The organism is Aliidiomarina sedimenti (assembly GCF_003986955.1).
Classification (GTDB): Bacteria; Pseudomonadota; Gammaproteobacteria; order Enterobacterales; family Alteromonadaceae; genus Aliidiomarina; species Aliidiomarina sedimenti.
Genome location: NZ_PIPN01000001.1, coordinates 127,278 through 144,165, shown reverse-complemented (window position 1 = coordinate 144,165; position 16,888 = coordinate 127,278). Strand labels below are relative to the sequence as shown.

19 protein-coding genes and 1 tRNA gene are annotated in these 16,888 nt (G+C 51.9%); 11 read left to right on the top strand and 9 right to left on the bottom strand.

Annotated features, from left to right (window positions below; all coding sequences use genetic code 11):
* Nucleotides 1-343 precede the first annotated feature (343 nt).
* The 6 genes from CWE12_RS00675 (at nucleotide 344) to CWE12_RS00650 (ending at nucleotide 2,781) form a co-directional block, all read left to right on the top strand.
* Nucleotides 344-433 (top strand) — tRNA-Ser (locus tag CWE12_RS00675).
* Between the two features lie 195 nt (nucleotides 434-628).
* Nucleotides 629-1,291 carry a Bax inhibitor-1/YccA family protein gene (locus CWE12_RS00670; RefSeq protein ID WP_126787660.1) on the top strand — a complete coding sequence of 221 codons (663 nt, stop codon included), beginning with the start codon at nucleotides 629-631 and terminating at the stop codon, nucleotides 1,289-1,291.
* Between the two features lie 140 nt (nucleotides 1,292-1,431).
* On the top strand, nucleotides 1,432-1,815 hold the full coding sequence (gene tusD / locus CWE12_RS00665) for a sulfurtransferase complex subunit TusD (RefSeq protein ID WP_126787659.1): 384 nt from the start codon (nucleotides 1,432-1,434) through the stop codon (nucleotides 1,813-1,815).
* Between the two features lie 9 nt (nucleotides 1,816-1,824).
* Nucleotides 1,825-2,175 (top strand): sulfurtransferase complex subunit TusC, encoded by a 351-nt coding sequence (gene tusC / locus CWE12_RS00660; protein ID WP_126787658.1) that lies wholly within the window; start codon nucleotides 1,825-1,827, stop codon nucleotides 2,173-2,175.
* Nucleotides 2,175-2,447, top strand: coding sequence for a DsrH/TusB family sulfur metabolism protein (locus tag CWE12_RS00655; RefSeq protein ID WP_126787657.1), 273 nt, complete (start codon nucleotides 2,175-2,177; stop codon nucleotides 2,445-2,447). Before tusC ends, CWE12_RS00655 begins: the two co-directional genes overlap by 1 nt.
* 4 nt (nucleotides 2,448-2,451) lie before the next feature.
* The gene (locus CWE12_RS00650; RefSeq protein ID WP_126787656.1) at nucleotides 2,452-2,781 is read left to right on the top strand and encodes a TusE/DsrC/DsvC family sulfur relay protein; all 330 of its coding nucleotides are present in this window, start codon (nucleotides 2,452-2,454) and stop codon (nucleotides 2,779-2,781) included.
* A gap of 4 nt (nucleotides 2,782-2,785) precedes the next feature.
* Here the strand turns inward: CWE12_RS00650 and serS are convergent, their stop codons facing one another.
* From serS to lrp, 7 genes are all read right to left on the bottom strand, one after another.
* Complete coding sequence (gene serS, locus CWE12_RS00645) at nucleotides 2,786-4,081, bottom strand: serine--tRNA ligase (protein ID WP_126787655.1); 1,296 nt, start codon at nucleotides 4,079-4,081, stop codon at nucleotides 2,786-2,788.
* Nucleotides 4,082-4,136: 55 nt separating this feature from the next.
* A complete protein-coding gene (locus CWE12_RS00640; protein ID WP_126787654.1) occupies nucleotides 4,137-4,562 on the bottom strand; it encodes a fluoride efflux transporter FluC in 426 nt (141 codons plus the stop codon).
* A complete protein-coding gene (locus CWE12_RS00635; RefSeq protein ID WP_157981900.1) occupies nucleotides 4,559-4,954 on the bottom strand; it encodes a fluoride efflux transporter FluC in 396 nt (131 codons plus the stop codon). Before CWE12_RS00635 ends, CWE12_RS00640 begins: the two co-directional genes overlap by 4 nt.
* Nucleotides 4,947-6,227, bottom strand: coding sequence for a replication-associated recombination protein A (locus CWE12_RS00630; RefSeq protein WP_126788469.1), 1,281 nt, complete (start codon nucleotides 6,225-6,227; stop codon nucleotides 4,947-4,949). The genes CWE12_RS00635 and CWE12_RS00630 overlap by 8 nt, the downstream gene beginning before the upstream one ends.
* Before the next feature lie 150 nt (nucleotides 6,228-6,377).
* Nucleotides 6,378-7,010 carry an outer membrane lipoprotein periplasmic chaperone LolA gene (lolA, locus tag CWE12_RS00625; RefSeq protein WP_126787652.1) on the bottom strand — a complete coding sequence of 211 codons (633 nt, stop codon included), beginning with the start codon at nucleotides 7,008-7,010 and terminating at the stop codon, nucleotides 6,378-6,380.
* An 11-nt stretch (nucleotides 7,011-7,021) separates the two neighbouring features.
* Nucleotides 7,022-9,601 (bottom strand): DNA translocase FtsK, encoded by a 2,580-nt coding sequence (locus CWE12_RS00620; protein WP_126787651.1) that lies wholly within the window; start codon nucleotides 9,599-9,601, stop codon nucleotides 7,022-7,024.
* 68 nt (nucleotides 9,602-9,669) lie between these two features.
* Nucleotides 9,670-10,143, bottom strand: coding sequence for a leucine-responsive transcriptional regulator Lrp (gene lrp / locus CWE12_RS00615; RefSeq protein WP_126787650.1), 474 nt, complete (start codon nucleotides 10,141-10,143; stop codon nucleotides 9,670-9,672).
* A 150-nt stretch (nucleotides 10,144-10,293) separates the two neighbouring features.
* Here lrp and ald point away from each other — a divergent pair, with 150 nt between their 5' ends.
* The 4 genes from ald to infA all read left to right on the top strand — a co-directional run bounded on the left by ald (nucleotide 10,294) and on the right by infA (nucleotide 13,558).
* On the top strand, nucleotides 10,294-11,421 hold the full coding sequence (gene ald, locus CWE12_RS00610) for an alanine dehydrogenase (RefSeq protein WP_126787649.1): 1,128 nt from the start codon (nucleotides 10,294-10,296) through the stop codon (nucleotides 11,419-11,421).
* Between the two features lie 157 nt (nucleotides 11,422-11,578).
* The gene (gene trxB, locus CWE12_RS00605; RefSeq protein ID WP_126787648.1) at nucleotides 11,579-12,544 is read left to right on the top strand and encodes a thioredoxin-disulfide reductase; all 966 of its coding nucleotides are present in this window, start codon (nucleotides 11,579-11,581) and stop codon (nucleotides 12,542-12,544) included.
* A 10-nt stretch (nucleotides 12,545-12,554) separates the two neighbouring features.
* Complete coding sequence (aat, locus tag CWE12_RS00600; protein WP_241984099.1) at nucleotides 12,555-13,262, top strand: leucyl/phenylalanyl-tRNA--protein transferase; 708 nt, start codon at nucleotides 12,555-12,557, stop codon at nucleotides 13,260-13,262.
* A gap of 77 nt (nucleotides 13,263-13,339) precedes the next feature.
* Nucleotides 13,340-13,558 carry a translation initiation factor IF-1 gene (gene infA / locus CWE12_RS00595; RefSeq protein WP_111569627.1) on the top strand — a complete coding sequence of 73 codons (219 nt, stop codon included), beginning with the start codon at nucleotides 13,340-13,342 and terminating at the stop codon, nucleotides 13,556-13,558.
* A gap of 111 nt (nucleotides 13,559-13,669) precedes the next feature.
* Here the strand turns inward: infA and clpA are convergent, their stop codons facing one another.
* Nucleotides 13,670-15,949 (bottom strand): ATP-dependent Clp protease ATP-binding subunit ClpA, encoded by a 2,280-nt coding sequence (gene clpA / locus CWE12_RS00590; protein ID WP_126787646.1) that lies wholly within the window; start codon nucleotides 15,947-15,949, stop codon nucleotides 13,670-13,672.
* Between the two features lie 24 nt (nucleotides 15,950-15,973).
* Nucleotides 15,974-16,291 carry an ATP-dependent Clp protease adapter ClpS gene (gene clpS, locus CWE12_RS00585; RefSeq protein WP_126787645.1) on the bottom strand — a complete coding sequence of 106 codons (318 nt, stop codon included), beginning with the start codon at nucleotides 16,289-16,291 and terminating at the stop codon, nucleotides 15,974-15,976.
* 338 nt (nucleotides 16,292-16,629) lie between these two features.
* Between clpS and cspD the strand changes: the two genes are divergently transcribed.
* Complete coding sequence (gene cspD / locus CWE12_RS00580; protein WP_126787644.1) at nucleotides 16,630-16,851, top strand: cold shock domain-containing protein CspD; 222 nt, start codon at nucleotides 16,630-16,632, stop codon at nucleotides 16,849-16,851.
* Nucleotides 16,852-16,888 lie beyond the last annotated feature (37 nt).

Sequence of the window (16,888 nt, the reverse complement as noted above, 5' to 3'; positions counted from 1 at the left end):
AATAATACATCCTTGTTTTGTGTTGGTGTTATGCCTCTTGATTGTGTTGTCGTCGGGCCGGTTTTATTGTTTTTATTACCTGCCTGTACACTTTTTGTTCTAGGTAGCATTACCTAGCACCGCAATACGCCAAAAGTACGATATTGGCTAATTCAACTGCTATCACAGCGAGCGACACGCAATTGGTGGCAAATTGACCTCATTTGAAGACAAAGCGGACAAATCGGCGAAAAACAATGCAAGCTGCACAAAAACGCAACAGTCAGCACTTTTTTTTAAGTTTGGGCTTTACAAGCTGCCGCAAGCTCTTTAATATTCGCCTCGTCCTGCTGAGGCAGGCCCCGGAGAGATGGCAGAGCTCGGTTTAATGCACCTGACTTGAAATCAGGCGTGGGGCAACCCACCGGGGGTTCGAATCCCTCTCTCTCCGCCACATAAAAAAGAAAAGGCCCTACGCGAAAGCGCAGGGCCTTTTCTTTTACCATGACGCCCCTGCTAAAACTGTAGAATCCCCCCCCCGAAGTGCGCTAAGATGGGAACCAGTCAGGCTTAATGAGGTCAATGTTTACGTTCTCATTTACCATCGCATAAAAGCCTAAATTTGCAAGGAAACTGGAGTACTACCACGATGAATAATCCTACAGTGCATACAACTCGCTCAAGTGCTGCAAGCATTGAGACGAACAAAGTACTGCGCAATACCTACACCCTGCTGGCGATGACTTTAGCCTTCTCTGCTGCAGTGGCAGGTATTAGTATGGCAATGGGCCTGCCTCACCCAGGTCTTATTATTACCCTGGTCGGTTTTTACGGCTTACTATTTTTGGTTCATAAAACCGCTAACAGTTCTGCGGGCCTATTATCTGTGTTCGCGTTAACCGGCTTTATGGGGTACACCCTGGGTCCGATGTTAAACTACGCGATTGGCAGCGGCGGCATTGAAATTGTCATGATGGCGCTTGGTGGCACGGCTCTGATTTTCTTCTCGCTGTCTGCCTATGTGCTGACCACGAAGAAAGATATGTCGTTCCTTGGCGGCATGATGGTTGCTGGTTTTGTGGTTATCGTGGTTGGCTTTATTGCTAATCTGTTCCTGAAAATGCCGGCGCTGGGTCTGGCCTTGAGCGCCTTGTTTATTTTGTTCTCAGCGGGTGCGATTCTGATGCAAACCAGCGCTATCATCAAAGGTGGCGAGCGTAACTACATTCTTGCAACCGTGACCCTGTTCGTCTCGCTGTACAACATCTTCGTCAGCCTGTTGAACATTCTGATGGCGTTTGGCCGCGAATAATCGCGACTAGCTAGCACGTCTATTCAGAACACGCTTATTTAGCATACAACGCCCCGTGGTCAGCGCCACGGGGCGTTTTTATTAGCGTCAGATCCGTTATACTGGCCACCTGACTGACTTTCTGAACCCTAGAGCGCACCATGGCATCTATTACCTGTCTGATTCAACACAGCCCGGAACAAGGGCACCACAGCTACAGTGCCTACAAATTTTGTCAGGCAGCAGTAGCGAAAGGCCATCAAATCAAGCAAGTTTTCTTTTATGGCGACGCTGTCCACCATGGCAACGCCCTCGCCCATCAAAGCGCAGATGAACAGGATGTCCGTCAGCTGTGGCAGTCGCTGGCCAGTAACCATCAATTTCCATTGGTGATCTGTGCCACCGTCGCGGCCCGTCATGGCATCGTCGCTGCCGGTGATTTGAAGGACTTCAGTGCTGGAAACCTGGCGCCCGGTTATCACGCCGGTGGCCTCGCGGAATACATGGAAGCGGTTGCCACCAGCGATCGGCTGGTGCAGTTTTAAGGAGCTCGTATGTTAACCTTTATTAATAGCCTGCCGCCGCATGACGGTGACGCTGCACGCAATGCGCTGGATATGATTATGATGGCAGTCAGTCTGGACCAGCCGGTGCAGGTTATCTTTCAGCATGATGGTGTGTTTCAGCTTATTAACCAGCAAACCCATGCCATCGAAAGTAAAAATCCGCTGGTTAAATACCGTATTTTGAGTGATGTATTCGAACTTGAGCACCTCTATGTGTCTGCCACTGCATTAGCGGAACGACAGCTGGAGGCCACGCAGCTGGCTATTGAGGCGACCCCGGTCAGTGACAGCGAGCTCTATGCACTGCTGCAGAACAGCAGCAAGGTGGTGCGCTGCTGATGGCTATACTTCACGTTTTCTCATCCTTTCAGAGCTTCCAGCGCGGCCGTAACGTGCTCGCAGAGTTAACTGCCGACGACAGCGTACTGTTGCGCGCCGATGCGCTCTATCAGCTTCTCAGTGAGACTGGCTTCGCCAGTGGCAGTTATGCGGTGGCCGCTGATGCGCTCGCACGGGGTCTCGACCCTGTGCAATTTCCCCACATCGAGTGGATTGATTATGACGACTGGGTTGAGCTGGTGATACAGCATCAATCGTCAATTGACTGGTAAGCCTATGATTGAATTTAACGGGAAAAGCTACCCCACCGATAAGCACGAGTACCTCGCAAACCTGGACGACTGGTCACCGGAGTTGGCGGAGTATATTGCCAGCCTTGAGAACATTGAAATGACGCCGGCGCACTGGGAAGTGGTCAATTTTGTGCAGGCGTTTTACAAAGAATATGAGACCAGCCCGGCGATGCGGGTACTGGTCAAAGCGGTCAAACAAAGTATGGGAGAAGACAAAGGCAGCAGTCGTTACCTGTACACTTTGTTTCCGAAAGGACCCGCCAAGCAGGCCACGCGGATCGCGGGCCTGCCTAAACCGGCAAAATGCATCTGAGGCGCTAGCCCGCAGTCAGCACGTCAACACCGCCCATATACGGGCGTAATACCTCTGGTACTACGACAGAGCCATCAGCTTGCTGGTAATTTTCGAGCACCGCTACCAGAGTACGGCCAATCGCCAGTCCTGAGCCATTCAGTGTGTGCAGTAATTCCGGCTTCTTCGCGCCCTGACGACGGAAGCGTGCCTGCATCCGACGCGCCTGAAAGTCACCCATATTTGAGCATGAGCTGATTTCACGGTATGCGTTCTGGGCCGGCAACCAGACCTCAAGGTCATAGGTTTTGCAGGCCCCGAAGCCCATATCACCGGTGCAAAGCAACATTTTACGGTACGGTAACTCAAGTAACTGCAACACTTTCTCCGCATGCTGAGTCAGCTCTTCCAGTGCCGCCATCGAATGCTCCGGCTTCACCATCTGCACCAGCTCAACTTTATCAAACTGATGCTGGCGGATCAGACCGCGGGTGTCACGGCCATGTGAACCGGCTTCTGAGCGAAAACATGGTGTATGCGCGGTCAGTTTCAGCGGCAACGCCGTTTCATCAATAATTTCGTCACGTGCCAGGTTAGTCAGTGGTACTTCGGCGGTCGGGATCAGTGACAGCGCCACTTTATCCTGACTTTCGCCTTCAACATGGAACAGATCCTCACCGAACTTGGGCAACTGGCCGGTACCAAACAGGCTGTCATGATTGACAATATAAGGCACGCTGGTTTCCGCATACCCGTGCTGCTCGGTATGCAGGTCGAGCATGAACTGAGTCAGTGCCCGGTTTAAACGGGCCACGCCGCCTTTCATTACCACAAAGCGGGCACCGGTCAGTTTCACACCAGCTTCGAAGTCCAGCCCGTTACTCAGATCCTGCCCGACATCGACGTGATCTTTGATCTCGAAGTCGAACTGACGCGGCTCACCGCTGCGACTAATTTCTTCGTTATTGTCCTCATCAGCACCCACCGGCACGCTGCTGTCCGGCAGGTTTGGGACGCCCTGAATAATGCTCTGCAGTTCTGCCTGCAGCTCGGTCAGTTCTGTTTTAGCGCTGTCCAGCTGGTCGCCAAGGTCGCCCACCGCATCCAGCAGCGGCTGAATGTCTTCGCCCTTCGCTTTCGCCTGACCAATCGCTTTCGAGCGGTTGTTGCGTTCACTTTGCAGCTCTTCGGTTTTCACCTGCAGCGACTTACGTTTCGCTTCCAGAGCGGCGATACTGGCAACATCCAGTTCAAAACCACGAGTTTTCAGGCGTTCTGCCGTTTGTTCTAGTTCGTCTCGAAAAAATTTTGCGTCTAACATGAAAGTTCCATATTGATTAATAACGTACTGGTATCAAGCCCAAACTCACTCAAAGCTACGCGCTAACGCGTGGCGAACGAGTTAAATAAAGTGTCCAAACATAACTTAATGCGGCCGCACTGACAGAGCCAGCAATGGTTGCAACCACATACAAACCAGCCAGCGACCAGTGTGCCAGCTGAATGGCGATAAAGGTGTCCAGCGCCATGGCAGAAAAGGTAGTAAACGCACCGAGTCCGCCGACGCCTAGCAAGAGCCACAGCATTGCGGGAATACGTTTATGCTGACGTAACGCCGCTAAAGCGCCCAGTGCCAACGACCCTATGACATTGACCGCAAGCGTCGCCGCCATTGCCACAGTGTAATGATTGCCTGCCCCCAGGTAATGCTGGTACAACAGCAAACTAACCGTTAAACGAGCCATGCTGCCAAGGGTGCCACCCACAAAGACTAAAAGTATCGCGCGGCTGACCGGGCTCATGATAGCAAACCCGCCAGCGTAAACCCAAGCATAAGCGCCGCCAGCGTGGCTAATACACTGCTGAGCGCGTACCCCAGGGCCAGTCCGATACGACGCTGATGAGCCAGTGTCACAGTTTCTACAGCAAAGGTCGACATGGTGGTATACCCGCCGAGGATACCCAACTCCCAGAAAAAGAATGCCGGTTCATAGCCGAAATCATTGAAGTAAGCTGCTATAGCGCCCAACACCAGTGCGCCACTGACATTCACCAGCCAGGTCGGCCATGGCCAGTGACGACCTTTGCGTGACACAACCTGGCTCAGGCTATAGCGCAGCGCGGCACCAAAGCCGCCGCCGAGGCCAATCCACAGCACATGCCAAAACGTTAAGTACTGGTGGATCTCAGTCACGGCGACGGTCACTTTGCTGATCGAGGGTACGTAAACGACGCAGTTTCTCGCTGATTTGTTTTTCTAAACCCCGCTCAGACGGCTGGTACCAGTCACGGTCATTCAGCTCCTGCGGCAAATAGCGCTCACCGGCGGCATAGGCATGAGGTTCATCATGGGCATAGCGATAATCAGCGCCAAAGCCTTCGGCTTTATGGACGCTGGTTGGCGCATTGCGCAAATGGTCCGGCACCGGATAATCAGGCCCCTCTTTGGCTTCTTTGAGCATGGCATTAAATGCTTTATACACCGCGTTACTTTTCGCCGCACTGGCGCAATAGATCACGGCCTGGGCAATCGCCCGTTCGCCTTCTGCCGGGCCTACCCGGGTGTAGGTGTCCCAGGCATTTAACGCAATCTGCAAGGCTCGCGGGTCGGCATTGCCAATGTCTTCGGAGGCAATTGCCAGTAATCGCCGGGCGACAATTAACGCATCACCACCGCCCGCCAGAATACGGCAATACCAGTACAACGCACCGTCAGCCGACGAGCCGCGTACCGACTTATGAAACGCCGAGAGCAGGTCATAATAGAGTTCACCCTGGTTGTCGAACTGGGTCTGCTTCTCTCCAATCGCCTCGCGTATGGTGGCCTGACTCAGACGCAGGCCATCCGCAGCGGGTTCAGCAAAGTCGACTGCCACTTCCAGGTAATTTAACAGCCGCCGGGCGTCGCCATTGGCGACCTGCAACAGGTAATTGACTGCATCATCATCGAGTTGCAGCGACAGCTGCCCTAACCCACGCTCTTTGTCCTTCAGCGCTTCCAGCAAAACGTCGTGCAATGCCTCTTTGTTAAGCGACTGCAGACGGTAGACCCGGGCCCGCGACAACAGAGCATTGTTTAATTCAAAACCGGGGTTTTCGGTGGTCGCACCGACAAACACAATGGTGCCATCTTCAATAAACGGCAAAAATGCATCTTGCTGGCTTTTATTAAAACGGTGCACTTCGTCGACAAAGACCAGCGTACGAGTACCGCGTTGCCGGTATAGCTGTGCTTCTTCAATCGCCTTACGAATGTCTTTGACCCCGGAGGTCACTGCAGACAACCGCGCCACGCGAGCATTTGCCGCCTGGGCTATAAGCTCTGCAAGGGTCGTTTTGCCGGTGCCCGGGGGGCCCCAGAAAATCATCGAATGCAGGTGCCCCTGCTCAATCGCGCTACGCAGCGGTTTGCCTGGCGCCAGTATATGCGCCTGCCCTGCATAGTCGGCGATACTACGGGGCCGCATCCGCGCCGCTAAGGGCGCGGATGGATCAAATGAGGAAGCCTGAGACGCAGTGTTCTCAGGCTTCTGCTGATTAGCGGAATCTGAACCAGATCCGTCGCGATTTGCATCATCGTCTAAATCAAGATTCAAATTGTCGGCCACAAAGGCTCCTTAAAAGCTCTGTCCACGCTGGTCATCTATCTCAACGCCTTCGGGCACGTCAATTTCGAACTCATGCGCATCAGCGCCACGGTTTAATTCCGTATTGCTCAGGGCGAAGACACTGATTTGGCCCTGCCCATCGTCGATGCGCATGGTCTGGATGGCGTCATCGGCATCAAAGGCAATCGCCAGGCTCACCTGCGAATACCCGGTTTCCTCTTCGCGAATAACCCAGAATTCACCATCGCGCTCAATGGTAAATTCGTTCCAGGCCGCATCGTCGTCGCTTAGTAGCACCAGCATCGGATTTTGCTCAAGGTTCTGCGCCTGATCAAAGATACTCAGTTGCTCAACAAAGGCGTTCAAATACCAGACTGCCTCTCCGTCTGCGACCATGATTGACTCATCCGGAAACGTCGTTTCCCAACGCAAAAAGTGCGGGCGTTTGAGGATCAGGTCACCTTCCAGCTCTTCCTGAAGCTCTCCACGCTCATCGAATACCTGCTGTTCAAAACTGGCATGCAGGGTGTCAATCTGGTCCAGCTTACTGCGCAGGTCATCAACCTCAGCTGCGTTCGAAACAAAAGCCAGCGTTGACATAGCAAGCAGCACACTGGCAACACCATAGGTAGCAATTTTCATAGGTTATCCTTTTAATCCCTTGGCGGCGGTGGCGCCAATACTTCACGGGCACCATTATGCCCGGCGTTGCTTACGACACCAGACATTTCCATTTGTTCGACAACGCGCGCAGCCCGGTTATACCCGATACGGAATTTGCGCTGCACGCTGGACACCGAGACCCGCCGGGTTTCGGTAACAAAAGCGACGGCCTCATCAAACAGTGGATCCAGTTCTTCGCCATCAATACTGGGCTGCTCACCCGGCAACAAACCGTCATCGCCACTGTCTCCGGTCAGAATTTCATCCAGATAATTAGGCTTCTGCCGCGCTTTCCAGTCAGCCACTACTTTATGCACTTCATGGTCATCCACAAAGGCACCATGAACCCGCGTCGGCACGCCACTTCCAGGCGGCAGGTAAAGCATATCGCCCTGCCCTAACAGCTGTTCAGCCCCGCCCTGGTCGAGAATGGTGCGCGAATCAATTTTCGATGAGACCTGAAAGGCAATGCGGGTTGGAATATTGGCTTTAATCAAGCCAGTAATAACATCCACTGACGGTCGCTGGGTCGCCAGGATCAGATGAATACCTGCCGCCCGAGCTTTCTGGGCAATACGCGCTATCAGCTCTTCGACCTTCTTACCGACAATCATCATCATGTCAGCGAACTCATCGACCACCACCACAATATGCGGCAGCTTCTCTAGCTCCGGCACCGTCTCGTGCATGCTGTCACCTGGTTTCCAGGTTGGGTCTTTTAGCGGCTCACCTCTGGCAATGGCTTCGGTTACCTTGGCGTTGTAACCTTTCAGGTTGCGCACGCCGACTGCTGACATCAACTTGTAGCGACGTTCCATTTCGCCAACACACCAGCGCAGCGCATTGGCGGCATCTTTCATATCCGTCACTACTTCAGTTAGCAAGTGCGGGATCCCTTCATAGACCGACAGCTCGAGCATTTTCGGGTCGATCATAATCAGGCGAACGTCTTCCGGCTGTGATTTATACAGCAGGCTTAATATCATCACGTTGACGCCCACCGATTTCCCCGAGCCAGTGGTACCAGCGACCAGTAAGTGCGGCATTTTGGCCAGATCGACCACCACCGGCTTGCCGGAGATATCTTTACCCAGCACCATGGTTAACGGTGAGGCTGACTTCTGAAAGTTGTCGCAGCTAATGACTTCGCGCAACCAGACAATTTCCCGTTCTTTATTCGGCAACTCAAGCCCGACGTATGATTTACCCGGAATAACTTCAACCACACGCACCGCCAATGCCGACAAACTGCGTGCAATGTCTTTCGACAGATTGGATATTTTGCTGACTTTGACCCCTGGCGCCAGGTCAAGCTCAAAGCGGGTGATCACCGGTCCCGGCTGCACACCGGCCACCTGAACGTCGACCCCGAAGTCTTTCAACACCGCTTCGACGGTACTGCTAATCTGATCCAGCTCTTGCTGACTCAGCGGATTAGTTGTTTTATTAGGTCGGTCCAGCAACTCAATGGTCGGTAACAAGGTCGCCGGATCTAATGGTTTTTGCGCCACTGGCGGACTGCTTTTGCGCGCTGCTGCCGGGGCTGCAGTTGGATTTAAGTCAGGCGTAGTGGCGAACAGGTCGTCATCCGCATCATCCGCCGATTGCGCCTTCGCCGCCTGGTAGCTCTGTTTGTCCCGCGACTGGCTTTGCGGGGCGTCATCGCCCCAGTCAATCGAGAAATCGTCATCATCTAATGCTGACAATTGCGGTTCGGCACGCTCATTAAATGAGTCCGCGTCATCGCTCAGCTCAGCATCCTCTGCGGACGCCTTATCGCCTTTGCCAAACTTTTGTAAAACTCGTTTATACCAGGGCGGCGTGTCCCCATGCTCAAGCTCGTAAGCTTCCTCGTAGGCTTCGCCCTCATAAGGGTCTGCATGGTCCGCTGCGACATGCTCCAGTACCAGCGGCTGGTGGTTATTACGACTGTTCTTAAGCTGCTTTCTGGGCTCTGCCGAGTCGTCCTCATCGATATCTGCATCCGGAGCCGAGTTACGGGCTTTATTTATTATCCACACGCAGCCGGCAATGACCGCATACCCGATCCGATCAGCAATGTTGAGCCAGGAAATACCGCTCACCAGGGTAAAACCGGTCATCACAAAGGTCAGTAGCAATAAGGTGGTGCCAAGTAAATTGAAATGCGGCAGCATAGCGCTGCTTACCACATCGCCGAGCACACCACCGGAGGAAAAGTAATAAATATCAGAAAAATTCAGGCTCGCCAGTGCCGAGGCGCCGGTCAGCAATAAGATGGCACCAATGATACGCAGGCTTACGCCTAAATAATCGAGGCTAAGCAGATGATGGGGCCGATGAAACAGCATGTAACCAAAGCCCATCACCACAAAGGGAATAAAATAGGCCACAAAACCCAGCGTAAACAACAGCACATCGGCACACCACGCACCAATCACGCCCGCTGCATTGTATATCTGGTCGCTGCTACCTGCCTGGGACCAACCCGGATCGGCGGGATGGAATGTGAGCAAAGCAATCAAAAGAAAAACGGCTAACGCGCCAGCTAGCAATAAGCCGACTTCAAGTAACCTTTGCACACCTGTCATAGTCTTTCCATTTGTCATTCGTGCGTTTATAAATTCCTGCTGCGATTGTAACCCAAACCACCTGCAGATCAGCCCCTGATCAGGACTTTATTTTCCTGCTTGATGGCTTCCATTACCACATAGGTACGTGACTCGTTGACCCCGGGCATGTTCAGAATCGTCTCGCCCAATAGCCGCCGATAAGAAGCCATGTCCGCCACTCTGGCCTTAATCAGAAAGTCGAAGTTCCCCGACACTAAATGGCACTCTAAAATCTCATCCGTGCGCCGCGCCGCCTCACTGAACTCAGCAAAGGAATCGGCTGAAGTCCGGGTCAGAGTGATTTCAACGAATATCAGCAACGGCGACCCCAGTTTGTCCGGGTTCACCCGTGCATAATAACCTTCAATGACGCCGTGCCGTTCGAGCTTACGAACCCGCTCCAGACAAGGTGTGGGGCTAAGGCCCACCGCTTTAGCCAAAGCCACATTGGAGAGTCTGCCATCGTCTTGCAGAATGCGCAAAATCTTACGGTCAATGCGGTCAATAGTGAATTTTTCCAATTTTAAGCCTTAATTCAGAACGATACGCTTCATTTTAGCAAAACGGCAGCATTTTTACCTAATTTTAACCACAAAAAAAGTGAGTAAGTTCAACTAGCCTTACGTTATACTTTTGCCAACTTTTTACACGTCGAATTGAGGCAGTTAGTTATGTTGATTGGTGTTCCTAAGGAAATCAAAAACCACGAGTACCGTATTGGTTTATCGCCAGCAGCCGTGCGCGAGTATATCGCCAATGGCCACCAGGTGATGGTCGAAAACAATGGCGGTACGGCGATTGGTTTCACCAACGAAGATTACATTCAGGCCGGTGCCAGCATTGTTGAAACCCCTGACGAAATCTTTGCCAAGGCAGAGATGATCGTTAAAGTGAAAGAGCCTCAGCCTAACGAATGCAAAATGCTGCGCGAAGGTCAGATTCTGTATACCTATCTGCACCTGGCACCAGATCCTACGCAGACTAAACTGCTGGCGGAAGCTGGTGTAACTGCCATTGCCTATGAAACCGTAACGGATAACCGCAATGGCTTGCCACTGCTGGCACCAATGTCTGAAGTCGCAGGCCGGATGTCAATCCAGGCAGGCGCGCATCACCTGGAAAAAGCCCATGGCGGTAGCGGTACTCTGCTTGGCGGCGTACCAGGTGTAGCCCCGGCCGAAGTTCTGGTCATTGGTGGCGGTGTGGTTGGTATCAACGCTGCTAAGATGGCAATTGGGATGGGTGCGGATGTCACTATTCTGGATCGTTCGTTGCCACGTCTGCGAGAGCTGGACGATATTTTCGCTGGCCGGGTTAAAACCATCTACTCCACGGTTGATGCGATTGACCATTATTCAAAAACAGCGGATCTGGTCATCGGTGCGGTATTAATTCCAGGCGCGGCAGCACCGAAGCTGCTGACCCGTGAGCACCTTAAGAACATGAAGCCAGGCTCTGTGGTGGTTGACGTCGCGATTGACCAGGGTGGCTGTTTTGAAACCTCGAAAGCAACCACCCACCAGGACCCAACCTATGTGGTTGAAGATGTAGTCCACTACTGTGTGGCCAACATGCCGGGCGGCGTTGCCCGCACGTCGACCATTGCGCTCAACAATGCAACCTTGCCGTACGGTATTATGCTGGCGAACAAAGGCATTGAAGCGATGCGTAACAACAAAAACCTGCTCGACGGCCTTAACATGCACAAGGGTAAAATCACCTATAAAGCAGTGCATGATGACCTCGGTCAGGAACTGGCACTGGATTATATTGATCCGCTGCAAGCGCTGGATCTGTAGTCGAGCGTATCTGTTTTATTCGGTTTGCCCGATAGCGGCAATTTAAAAAAGAGCCAGGCACAGGGTGTCCTGGCTCTTTACGCTTAAGGGCTTAGGCCATACAATATTTTCACATTTTTTCTGACACATCTCGCAACGAGAACGGAGTTAAGTCTTCATGGCTGACGTAAAGCATTGCAAACTTCTTATTCTGGGCTCAGGCCCTGCCGGTTATACCGCAGCTGTGTATGCTGCCCGCGCTAACCTCAACCCGGTGCTGGTAACAGGCATGCAGCAAGGTGGCCAATTGACCACCACCACTGACGTAGAGAACTGGCCAGGCGACCCGGAAGGCCTTACCGGACCGGATCTGATGGTTCGTATGCAGCAGCATGCTGAGCGTTTCAATACCGAAATTATTTTTGACCACATTAATGAAGTTACCCTCAACGAGCGTCCGTTCCGTCTGCGCGGCGACAACGCCGAGTACACCTGCGATGGCCTTATCATCGCCACGGGTGCTTCAGCCAAATACTTAGGGCTGCCATCAGAAGAAGCCTTTAAAGGCAAAGGCGTCAGCGCCTGTGCCACCTGTGACGGCTTTTTCTACCGTAACCAAAAAGTTTGCGTCGTTGGCGGTGGTAACACTGCGATCGAAGAAGCACTTTACCTGTCCAACATCGCCAGCGAAGTGCACCTGATCCACCGCCGCGATACCTTCCGGGCTGAGAAAATCCTTATCGACCGTCTGATGGATAAAGCTGAGAACGGCAACGTAACCCTGCACCTGCATAAGAACCTGGATGAAGTACTGGGTGATGACATGGGTGTCACCGGGGTACGGATTAAAGACAGCCGTGATGGCAGCACTGAAGAGCTTGCCGTTCAGGGCGCCTTTATCGCCATTGGCCACTCGCCAAATACTGATATGTTCCAGGGTCAGCTGGATATGGAAAATGGCTACATCAAAGTGCAAACCGGTAGCCACGGCAATGCCACGCAAACCAGTATTGAAGGCGTATTTGCGGCAGGTGACGTCAGTGACCACGTCTACCGCCAGGCCATTACCTCGGCTGGCACCGGCTGTATGGCAGCTCTGGATGCGGAACGTTTCCTCGATCAGCTGGATCAGGCGAAAAAGTAAGGTTGAAGCCGTGTTAGTCGGCTTACATCCGGACTCGTACGAGTTCCCCGACCCACAACAAGCGCTGCATGAGCCCAATGGGCTGCTTGCTGTGGGCGGCGACTTATCCGTGCCACGCCTGGTGGAAGCTTACCGGCACGGTATTTTCCCCTGGTTCAGTGACGGCGACCCGCTGCTTTGGTGGAGCCCTGATCCGCGTGCCGTAATCTACCCTGAACAGCTTCATATCGGACGTAGTCTGCGCAAAGCTATGCGCAAGTCTCACCTGCACTGCACCATTAACAATGCGTTCGAGGAAGTTATCAGCGCCTGTTCAGAGCAACGGGCAGAGCTTGAAGGCACCTGGATCACCGATGATATGTATGAAGCCTATTGTGACCTGCACCAGGCGGGTCATGCACACTCGATTGAAGTGTGGGACAACGAGCGCCTGGTCGGTGGGCTCTATGGGGTCCTAAATGGGAGTGTTTTTTGCGGCGAAAGTATGTTTCATAAGGTCACCAATGCGTCTAAAATAGCTCTGGTTGCGTTATGTCACCATCTTCAGCCTGCCGGATTAAAACTGATAGACTGTCAGATGCCGACCCCACACCTGGAGTCGCTGGGCGCAACCAGCCTGAGCCGTAGCGAATTTCTTAAGCAGTTGAAAAGGTTCGGCGAAGCGCAAATTGACACGGACTTCCTGTTAGCACAGCCAATTAGTGGCATTTGTGCGTAAAAAGCGTTAGAATCCCCCACACTTTTTTTAGCGCGATAGTTCAATACCAAGCGAATTTACACGAAACAGAGGGTTTAATGGCGAAAGAAGACAGCATTGAGATGCAGGGCGTGATCCTGGATACCCTGCCAAATACCATGTTCCGCGTCGAGCTGGAAAACGGCCACGTGGTAACAGCGCACATCTCTGGAAAGATGCGCAAAAACTACATTCGTATCCTGACCGGTGACAAAGTAACCGTGCAGTTGACCCCTTACGATCTGACTAAAGGGCGTATTGTTTTCCGTTCTCGTTAATCGAGCGCTGTCTATATACGGAAAACATCAACGACAGCTGTCAGATAGCACAAAAAAACCCGGCACATGCCGGGTTTTTTACTGTCTGCGATTCAGCTGACAAGCGCCGGGCTATGACACCACGGCCTCTTCATTCTTACTGTCATAGGTGAAGGTCAGCGTGTCAGCATCGCTGTTCTCGACACTGATAAGCACATTGCCACCTTTGGTCAACGAGCCAAACAGAATCTCATTGGCCAATGGCTTCTTGATATGCTCCTGGATCACTCGACTCATCGGCCGTGCGCCCATCGCTTTATCGTAGCCTTTCTCCGTTAACCAGGTACGGGCGGTGGTATCGACTTCAAGCGAGACACCTTTCTTATCAAGCTGAGCCTGCAATTCGCAGATAAATTTATCCACCACTCGCTCGATAACACTGGTATCAAGGTGATTAAACCAGACAGTGCCATCCAGACGGTTTCGGAACTCAGGAGTGAACAGGCGATTAATTTCCGCCATCGCATTCACCGACGAATCCTGCTGTTGGAAACCAATACTCTTACGCTCGGTTTCACGCACGCCGGCGTTGGTGGTCATAACCAGGATAACGTTACGGAAATCTGCCTTACGCCCGTTGTTATCAGTCAGGGTGCCGTTATCCATTACCTGCAACAGGATATTGAATATATCGCTGTGTGCTTTTTCAATTTCATCTAACAACACCACGCTGTAAGGATGCTTGATCACAGCATCCGTTAGCAGACCACCCTGCTCGTAGCCGACATAGCCCGGAGGCGCACCGATCAGACGGCTAACCGCATGGCGTTCCATATACTCGGACATATCAAAGCGTAAGAGCTCCACGCCCATGGCCTTCGCCAGTTGCTGCGTGACTTCGGTTTTACCAACCCCGGTCGGGCCGGCAAACATAAACGAGCCTACCGGGCGGTGTTCATTGCCTAACCCGGAACGAGCCAGACGTATAGCCGCGGTTAGTTCGTCAATGGCCTGGTCCTGACCAAACACCACCATTTTCAGATTGCGATCTAACTGAGAAAGCATGGTTTGGTCATTGCGCGAGACAGACTGCTCAGGAATTCGGGCAATTTTTGAAACAATCAGCTCAATATCCGACACACCAATGGTTTTCTTGCGTTTTGAGGCTGGCAGCAAACGCTGACTGGCGCCTGCTTCATCCAGCACATCAATCGCTTTATCCGGCAGGTGACGTTCGTTAATGTACTTGGCCGACAGTTCAGCGGCCGCACGCAGGGCTGGCTGGGTATAACGAATGCCATGATGCGATTCGTAACGGTCTTTAAGACCTTGCAAAATCTTGGTGGTATCTTCCACCGACGGCTCATTGACATCGATTTTCTGGAACCGGCGCACCAGCGCCCGATCTTTCTCAAAGATGTTCTTATATTCCTGATAAGTGGTCGAACCGATGCATTTCAGCTCACCCGTGGTCAGCAAAGGTTTGAGTAAGTTGGATGCATCCATGACGCCACCCGAGGCAGAACCAGCACCGATAATGGTGTGGATCTCATCGATAAACAGGATCGCGTTGTCATGGTTGCCAAGCTCTTTGAGCAAGGCTTTGAAGCGTTTCTCGAAATCACCGCGATACTTGGTACCGGCCAGCAGGCCACCCATATCCAGGCTGTAAATAACCGCGTCGGCGATAACTTCCGGTACATCCTCGTTGACGATACGGTAGGCAAGGCCTTCAGCTATGGCTGTTTTACCCACGCCAGCTTCACCCACCAGTAACGGGTTATTCTTGCGCCGACGACAGAGAACCTGAATGGTCCGCTCGACTTCCTGCTCGCGGCCAATCAGCGGGTCGATTTTACCGGCTTTTGACTGCACGTTAAGGTTGCTGCAAAAGCGCTGCAAATAGCTTTGCTCTTCGTCGCCTTTTTCTTGCGCACCCGCTTCTGCTTCAGGATCATCCATCGGGCCTTCGTCTTCAATGCGCGAAAAACCATGGGAAATAAAATTGACCACATCCAGTCGGCTGATGTCCTGCTTATTCAGCAAGTACACGGCCTGCGATTCCTGCTCACTAAAAATAGCAACCAGCACGTTGGCACCCGTTACCTCAGCGTTACCAGAGCTTTGTACATGGAACACAGCGCGCTGTAAGACACGCTGAAAACCCAGCGTAGGCTGCGTATCCATCGCTTCATCATCATCCGAGAACTTGGGTGTACTGCGGTCAATATAGCTAAGCAGCTCTTCTTTAAGCTGCTCAAAGTTCAGTCCGCAAGACCGCAAGGCGTCCGACGCATCCGGGTTATCGAGCAGCGCAACCAACAGATGCTCAACGGTCATCAATTCATGACGACGCTCACGTGCCAGACGAAAGGCATCGTTCAGGGTCAGTTCTAGTGCTTTGTTCAGCATGGGCCACTCCTTACTTCATGGGTGTTAAGCCTGCTCCATCGTACAGAGCAGTGGGTGCTGGTTTTCACGAGCATATTGGTTTACCTGCACCACCTTTGTTTCGGCAATCTCTGCAGAATAAACACCGCAAACTGCTTTACCCTGGTAATGCACCTTCAACATAACATCAGTTGCCGCTTCCGTATCAAGCTTAAAAAAGCGCATTAACACCTCAATGACAAAATCCATTGGGGTGTAATCATCATTATTCAGCAATACCTGGTACATCGACGGCGGCGACAACTTATGTTCGACGTCTTCATCAAGGTGGTGCTGGGGGATCGAATCACTAAATCTGCTCATAGCACTAACTATAGACCGAAATTTTTACACTGTTGAGAGCGTAGTTGATAATAAAAGGTTAAAAAAATGTTTCTTTTTTGGTTAAACTTTCTTGACTAATTTTTGCACTTATCTATTGTAGACATGGTGGCAAATGAAAGTATTTTCAATGCCTCCTGCTGGAACACTCGCTTTCTATAACGAAAGCCTCTTACCAGCTGAATGCTTACACCAACTTATCGCAAACTGATAAATAAGATAAGTGCATGTAATCATTAAAATTGACAATTAATAACAACAATAAAGCAGTTTGGCTTTTAGTAACAACAACTTGTGTCGAACAAGAAGGATGTAGAAGTATGGCAACGGGCAAGGTCAAATGGTTCAATAACTCCAAGGGCTTCGGGTTTATTGAAAGTGAAGAAAAGAGTGGCGACATTTTTGCTCACTACTCGACCATCGAAATGGAAGGCTACCGTACACTTAAAGCAGGCCAGGAAGTTCAGTTTGAACTTCAGGAAGGTCCAAAAGGTCTGCATGCAGTGCATATTACGCCTCACTCCACTGACATTAAATCCTAATTAAGCACAACTTTACATTGCATCGCTTTCCAGCGTC